A 6830-nucleotide genomic window follows, 5' to 3' on the forward strand; every position below is an offset into this window, starting at 1 on the left:
TCGCCCATGTGGGCGATCCCGCCCTTATGAGAGGATGTTTTTCCGGGACAGGGCTCTTCGAGAGATGCCCAGCAGAGCGGCAGCCTTGGTGCGGTTGCCGTCTGCCTGCTGTAAGGCTTGGGCGATCAACGTACTTTCAAGATGTTGCACGGAGCGACGAAGATTAAATTGCGTTTCGATCGAGGCCTGGCCTGTTGCCGGCGAAGGCGAGAGAAATTCAAGTCGCCCCAGGGTTAAATAACGCTGCAGGACATTGCGCAGCTCACGCACATTTCCGGGCCAATCATATTCCATGAGAATATCCATGAGGTGGCCGGGGATCTTGGTTGTCGCCGGTGATGGAGACATTTTCTGAACAAAATGATCGACAAGAAGGGAAATATCCTGTCTGCGCTGGCGCAGTGGCGGCAAGCGAATCTGTAATACCTGGAGGCGATAGAAGAAATCGCTGCGCATCTGGCCACTGCTGACTTTTTCACTCAAGGAGACATTCGTAGCCGATATGATGCGAAAATCCGCCTCAACGGTCTCGGTACCGCCAACCGGTCGGTAACCACCGCCTTCAATGGCCCTGAGCAGTTTGGCCTGCATGTTGACGGTCAGCTCACTTACTTCATCGAGGAACAGGGTACCGTGATCAGCCATATCCAGATAACCGGGGGAGTCTGCATGGGCACTGGAAAAGGCACCCTTGCGGTGACCGAAAAACTCGCGTTCAAAGAGGGCTTCCTGAACAGCGCCGCAATTTACCGCAACAAAACGTTTGTTTTTTCTTGGACTGTGTTCGTGGATGGCGTGGGCAACAAGTTCCTTGCCGGAGCCGGATTCGCCGAAAATGGAGACACTTGCCTCCGTTACAGCCGCTTTCATGATCAATTCATACACTTCCTGCATAATCGGTGACCGGCCCAAGATATTGCCGAAGCGATAACGTTCTTTCAAGGAAGCGCGCAAAACCCGATTTTCATCGTGCAGCTGATCGGCCATACTTTGCGCCGCCATCTGCTGCTCCTTGATTTCTGTGACATCCTTAAAGGTGGACAGCAGTGCCGGTCGACTTTTGTAAGTAATCGGGCTGTGGCAGACCTGTATCCACATGGTTTTTCCACGGCGGGACAAGCGATGCACATGATCAACCTTATCTTCGATACCTTGGTCAATAACCCCCCGGTACATCTGCTTAATATCCTCGGCGCCACCAGCGGCAGGACTGTGCACCGGACTATTGATCATCTCTTGTACCGAGGAGACGTTAAACATCTTGCAAAAAGCCGGATTTACGTAACAAAACCGTGCATCCTGCACGAGTACCACGCCATCGGTAACCTGTTCGGTGACGACTCGATAACGTTCTTCGCTTTCTTTCAATGCCTCCTCAGAAAGCTTGAGCCACAAAACCTTGCTTAAGCGTTCGCAGATGGCCTGAAGCAGGCGGGACTCCTCTTCCAGAAAGAGGGTACTGTCATCGGAGACCATCGCCTGAGTATAGCAAACGGTAAGATCCCCGACATGCCGACCATTGAGGATGATCTGTTTGTTTTGACACCACCTGGTGTGCCGGAAACCGGCAGAGATATACTCCTGACCATCCAATTTAATACAGGCACAGGCTAATTCAGGATATTGCAGGGCGGCAGGGATCATTTCAACGGCACGAGTCAATATCCAGTCCAGAGTTACATCCTGGTTCTCGAACAGATTTGAGATACCATACAGGCAATTGAGCTCTTTGATTCTTTCGGCAAGGGCATCAGGCGCAGCTGAGGTCGGCAACAAACCACCTGTCTCTCTACAGATACCGTCCTTTACATCCTTGCCTGCACCTGGACAATTATCGGCTTCTGCTGGCTTCATGGGCTTCATGGGCTTCATGGGTATCGCCATCCTTTTTCAGGTGATGCTGCAACAAAGACTCTCCGGCCACGGGCCACCCCCCGTTCCGGCCAGGTAATCATCAGTTATTATACCTATAAACTGTCAAAATTACATCCGGCACATCCTTTGCTCAGGAGCAAGGTAACAAAAGATCAACCTCCTTTGGCTACAAAAGGAAGGCAACCTATGAGCACAGCATCTCTTTTACAGGACAGAGCGAAACAGTGGGCAAAAAAGGCCTCTTCCTTGAAAGGCAGACGAAGCCCCTCTGCCGATGGCAGCTGCAACGGATCTGGCGAAGGATGCGGTTGAATATCCGGCCCACTTTACTTAGAGAAATATTTGTCACGAAGTAAATTATGATTATTTTTCCAGTAAGCGTTTTCCTGCCTGCGTGCGAAACGAATTTCCCACAGGAGGTTGTCCGAGAGCCGGAGAAAAAGGGCATTCTCGGGCAGCCTCCTGGCCAAAGGCTCCACACTCTTACCTCAAGGAGAACATTATGAAAGATACGGAAAATTTACACCAGAAAGTACAGGGACTCTGTGACTGCTTTGCAACCAACGACCCGCTGAAGGAAATGTCGCAGCTCAAAAATGATGCCGATACCGATGAGGCGGCATTAAAATGGATCGCCCTGGCCGTTCTGCACGGCATCAACAGCAATGCCAAGGAAATAACCATTGCCACCACGAAGGATGACGGGGTGAAAGTGACTGCTGAATACAGAAAGGCCGAGCTCCCCTCTCCCGGCGTTCCGATTGGTGAAAAAATCATCAATGCCGTGCGCGAGATCTCCCATCTCGAAGGGGGCAAGGCGGAGACAACCCTGGCCTTCGGCGTACGCAACAGCAGCATGGATCTTAAAATCAAATCCAAACAAGACGGAAGTGACCAGAAAGTAACCATAAAATTCCCCTGATTCGCAGGCCCTCCCGCTTCCCCGGCGGTCATGTCGCACGTCCTCATCACCCTCAACATGGGGTCTTCCTGCAAATAGAATAACCAGGCAGGAAGACCCCATCTGCTCGGCTCTTTCCTGCAAATAGAATAACCAGTGCTTATAATTTGCGTGTCGACAAACATCTTGTTAATGTCACACGGATTTATTTTGAGGTACTGCAATGCAAAAACTACAAACCTATCGTGAACTGCCCGATCTTGTAACGGTTCCCGAAGCCGCAAAATACCTCGACGTAGGACGAAAAGTGGTCTATCAGCTGCTCGAACAGGGTCAATTACGAGCGGTCAGGCAACACAGTAAAATACTTATTGATCCCTGCTGTCTCTACCATTTCAGACGGCAGGGCAAAATGGTCTGAGACGACCGACCCCTTCATCAGGTGCGGCTCAATCTATTTTTCCGCAAAAAGGTATTATAATTGACCGAATGATCTTTTTCGTTAGTATCCGCACCATCCAGATTACAAAGCAGCTCGTAAGTCTTATTACCTAAAGAGGAGACAAAGCATGCGTATCGGCGTACCAAAAGAGATACATGAAGGTGAAAAACGTGTCGCAACGACACCTGAAGTTGCCACGCTTCTGCAGAAAATCGGTTTCGAGGTGACCATTGAAACCGGTGCCGGGGCGGCAGCAAAGTTTACCGACTCAGCCTATCGTACTGCCGGCGTCACCATAGCAAATGATGCCCAGACACTCTACCGTGAGTGCGACATAATCCTCAAGGTCCGCCCGCCCGAATCCCGTCCTGATCTGGCCATGGATGAGCTCGAGCTGTTGCGTCAAGGACAGACTCTGATCAGCTTTATCCAGCCCGGCCAAAACCAGGAACTGGTGAAAAATCTTGCCGCAAAAGCAATTTCCGTGCTGGCAATGGATTCTATCCCGCGCATTTCCCGCGCCCAGAAAATGGATGCCTTGAGTTCCATGGCCAATATTGCCGGCTACCGGGCGGTCGTTGAGGCGGCACAGCACTTTGGCCGATTTTTCACCGGTCAGATAACCGCAGCCGGCAAAATTCCCCCGGCAACGGTCCTGGTCATAGGCGCCGGAGTTGCCGGTCTTTCGGCAATCGGAGCGGCCAGGAGCATGGGCGCAATTGTCCGGGCCTTCGATACCCGCCCCGAGGTCAAGGAACAGGTGGAGAGCATGGATGGCGAGTTCCTCATGCTCGATTTTGCCGATGAAGACGGCTCCGGTGAAGGCGGCTATGCCAAGGTGATGAGCGAGGAATTCATCAAGGCCGAGATGGCACTCTTTGCCCGCCAGGCCAAGGAAGTCGACATCATTATCACCACGGCGCTCATTCCCGGCAGACCGGCCCCGGAGCTGATCACCGAGGCAATGGTCGAGACCATGCGGGAAGGCAGCGTCATTGTCGATCTCGCCGCCGAGATGGGCGGCAACTGCAAACTCACCGAAGCGGACAAGGTCGTGGTGAAGCACGGTGTGACCATCATCGGCTATACCGATCTGCCATCACGCCTGGCCACGCAGTCGAGCCAGCTGTACGCCACCAATCTGCGCCATCTTTTAACGGATCTGACTCCTGAAAAAAATGGCCAGATTATTCTCAATATGGACGATGAAATAATTCGCGGGGCCACGGTCATCAAAGAGGGCAAAATTACCTGGCCGCCGCCTGCACCCAAACTGTCCGCCGCACCGAAAAAACAGGTGGCTCCGGCGATAAAACCCGCGAAAATCGAAAAAAAGCAGAATCCTTTGAACCTCCTTCTGACCTTCGTCATCGGCGGTCTCTGCTTACTTGGCCTCGGCAGCGTGGCGCCTCCGGCATTCATGTCCCATTTTACCGTTTTTGTGCTGTCCTGCTTTGTCGGCTATATGGTTGTCTGGAACGTTACGCCATCCTTGCACACGCCGCTGATGAGCGTCACCAACGCTATCAGCAGCATCATTGTCATCGGTGCACTGCTGCAGATTTCTTCGCAGAGTTTCCTGATCATGTTTCTGGCAGGAATCGCAATTTTGATTACCAGCGTCAACATTTTCGGCGGCTTCGCCGTCACCCATCGCATGCTGAGCATGTTCAGGAAGTAGGAGGCAACACATGTCACAAGGTATTGTCAGCGTCGCATATATCGGTGCAACCATCATGTTTATCCTCGCCCTTGGCGGTCTGAGCCGACCGGAGACCTCGAGACGGGGGAATTATTACGGCATGCTGGGCATGCTCATGGCTCTTCTGGCGACTATCGTCGGTATTGTTTCCGACAACTATTTAATTTTATTTGCCGGGGTGATCATCGGCGGCTCCATTGGTCTGGTTCTCGCTAAAAAAGTGGCCATGACCCAGATGCCGGAGCTGGTGGCAATCCTGCACAGTCTGGTCGGTCTGGCTGCCGTGCTGGTCGGCTTTGCCAATTTTATGGATCACACCACGGTGCTTACCGGGGTGGACAAAACCATTCACGATGTAGAAACCTATCTGGGCATTCTCATCGGCGCCCTGACTTTTTCCGGGTCGATTATCGCCTTTTTGAAATTGAGTGCCAGGATCGGCGGCAAACCTGTGCTGCTGCCGGCACGACACTGGTTCAATCTGGCTTTGCTGGTGGGATCAATCTGGCTGGGTGCGAAATTTGTCAGCCAGTCGGCGGCAGGAGGCGGCACCCTGCCGCTTGTCCTTATGACCATTATCGCCCTGGTCTTCGGGGTGCACATGGTCATGGCTATCGGCGGGGCCGATATGCCGGTGGTGGTGTCGATGCTGAACAGCTATTCGGGATGGGCCGCGGCGGCAACCGGTTTCATGCTGAACAATGATCTGCTCATCGTCGTCGGCGCGCTGGTCGGCAGCAGCGGTGCAATTCTCAGTTATATTATGTGCCGCGCCATGAATCGTAAATTCCTTTCGGTTATCGCCGGCGGTTTCGGCACATCCGGCGGGACAACGATAGCCGCTTCGGAGGAAGATGCCGGGGATATCATCGCCATTGACAGTGCCGAAGCAGCCGAGCTGCTGCTTGATGCGAAGGAGGTTATGATTATCCCCGGATACGGCATGGCGGTTGCTCAGGCGCAGCATATCGTCCATGAAATCACTCGGAAACTGCGGGAGAAAAAAATCAACGTCCGCTTCGGCATCCATCCGGTAGCCGGGCGTATGCCGGGCCATATGAACGTGCTCCTCGCCGAGGCCAAAGTGCCCTATGATATTGTCTTTGAGCTGGATGAGATAAATGAGGACTTTGCCAATGTCGATGTCTCGGTGGTCATCGGCGCCAATGATATTGTCAACCCCGCCGCCCAGGAGGTGCCGGACAGTCCTATCGCCGGAATGCCGGTACTGGAATGCTGGAAAGGAAAGACAACCATAGTCCTGAAACGATCGATGGCCACCGGCTATGCCGGGGTAGCTAATCCGCTTTTTTACAAAGAGAATACCCGAATGCTCTTTGGTGACGCCCGGGAGAGTCTGGAGGCGGTACTGAAAAATCTGGATTGAAATCGGAGATAATTGGTACGCAAAAGAGGCGATACCTGCCACCTGCGCAGCATTGCCTCTTTGATGTTGTTTGATCCTACTCTATCTTATCGATTCTCTTTTGGTGCCGTCCGCCATGAAACTCGGCACTTAACCAGGCATCAACGATTTTCAACCCTTCTGCTTCCGACACCATTCGCCCGCCGATAGCGATCACATTCGCATCGTTATGCTCTTTGGTCAGACGAGCGCTTGTTACGTTCCAGCAGACACCGCAGCGTATGCCCGCTACTTTATTGGCAACCATAGCTTCCCCATTGCCGCTTCCACCAAATACTATTGCACAGTCACAATCTCCTCTGGCGACACTCTCGGCTGCGGGTCGGCAATAGTCGGGATAATCAACGGCTTTTTCACTGTCTGTGCCAAAATCGACAATCCCGTACCCTTTTTCATGCAAATGAGCCTTAACAGCCTCTTTCATTTTAAAACCGGCATGATCCGTCCCAAGAGCAACTTTCTTCATAATAACGTTCCTTTTTCG

6 protein-coding genes are annotated in these 6830 nt (G+C 52.5%); 4 read left to right on the forward strand and 2 right to left on the reverse strand.

The genetic code is table 11. From position 1 onward, the window contains the following. Nucleotides 1–24 precede the first annotated feature (24 nt). Nucleotides 25–1854, reverse strand: a complete 1830-nt coding sequence (locus tag ACYQ8U_RS01675; protein WP_459943764.1) for a sigma-54 interaction domain-containing protein — start codon at nt 1852–1854, stop codon at nt 25–27. 523 nt (nt 1855–2377) lie between these two features. Between ACYQ8U_RS01675 and ACYQ8U_RS01680 the strand changes: the two genes are divergently transcribed. From ACYQ8U_RS01680 to pntB, 4 genes are all read left to right on the forward strand, one after another. Next, complete coding sequence (locus tag ACYQ8U_RS01680) at nt 2378–2797, forward strand: hypothetical protein (protein WP_459943765.1); 420 nt, start codon at nt 2378–2380, stop codon at nt 2795–2797. A 202-nt stretch (nt 2798–2999) separates the two neighbouring features. Beyond that, complete coding sequence (locus tag ACYQ8U_RS01685; protein ID WP_459943766.1) at nt 3000–3197, forward strand: helix-turn-helix domain-containing protein; 198 nt, start codon at nt 3000–3002, stop codon at nt 3195–3197. 148 nt (nt 3198–3345) lie between these two features. After that, nucleotides 3346–4899, forward strand: a complete 1554-nt coding sequence (locus ACYQ8U_RS01690; protein ID WP_459943767.1) for a Re/Si-specific NAD(P)(+) transhydrogenase subunit alpha — start codon at nt 3346–3348, stop codon at nt 4897–4899. A gap of 10 nt (nt 4900–4909) precedes the next feature. Continuing rightward, nucleotides 4910–6307 carry a Re/Si-specific NAD(P)(+) transhydrogenase subunit beta gene (gene pntB / locus ACYQ8U_RS01695; RefSeq protein ID WP_459943768.1) on the forward strand — a complete coding sequence of 466 codons (1398 nt, stop codon included), beginning with the start codon at nt 4910–4912 and terminating at the stop codon, nt 6305–6307. A 76-nt stretch (nt 6308–6383) separates the two neighbouring features. On the opposite strand, the gene rpiB is transcribed toward pntB, so the two are convergent. Continuing rightward, nucleotides 6384–6812, reverse strand: a complete 429-nt coding sequence (rpiB, locus tag ACYQ8U_RS01700) for a ribose 5-phosphate isomerase B (protein ID WP_459943778.1) — start codon at nt 6810–6812, stop codon at nt 6384–6386. Nucleotides 6813–6830: the final 18 nt, after the last annotated feature.

The organism is Desulfocastanea catecholica (assembly GCF_054657295.1).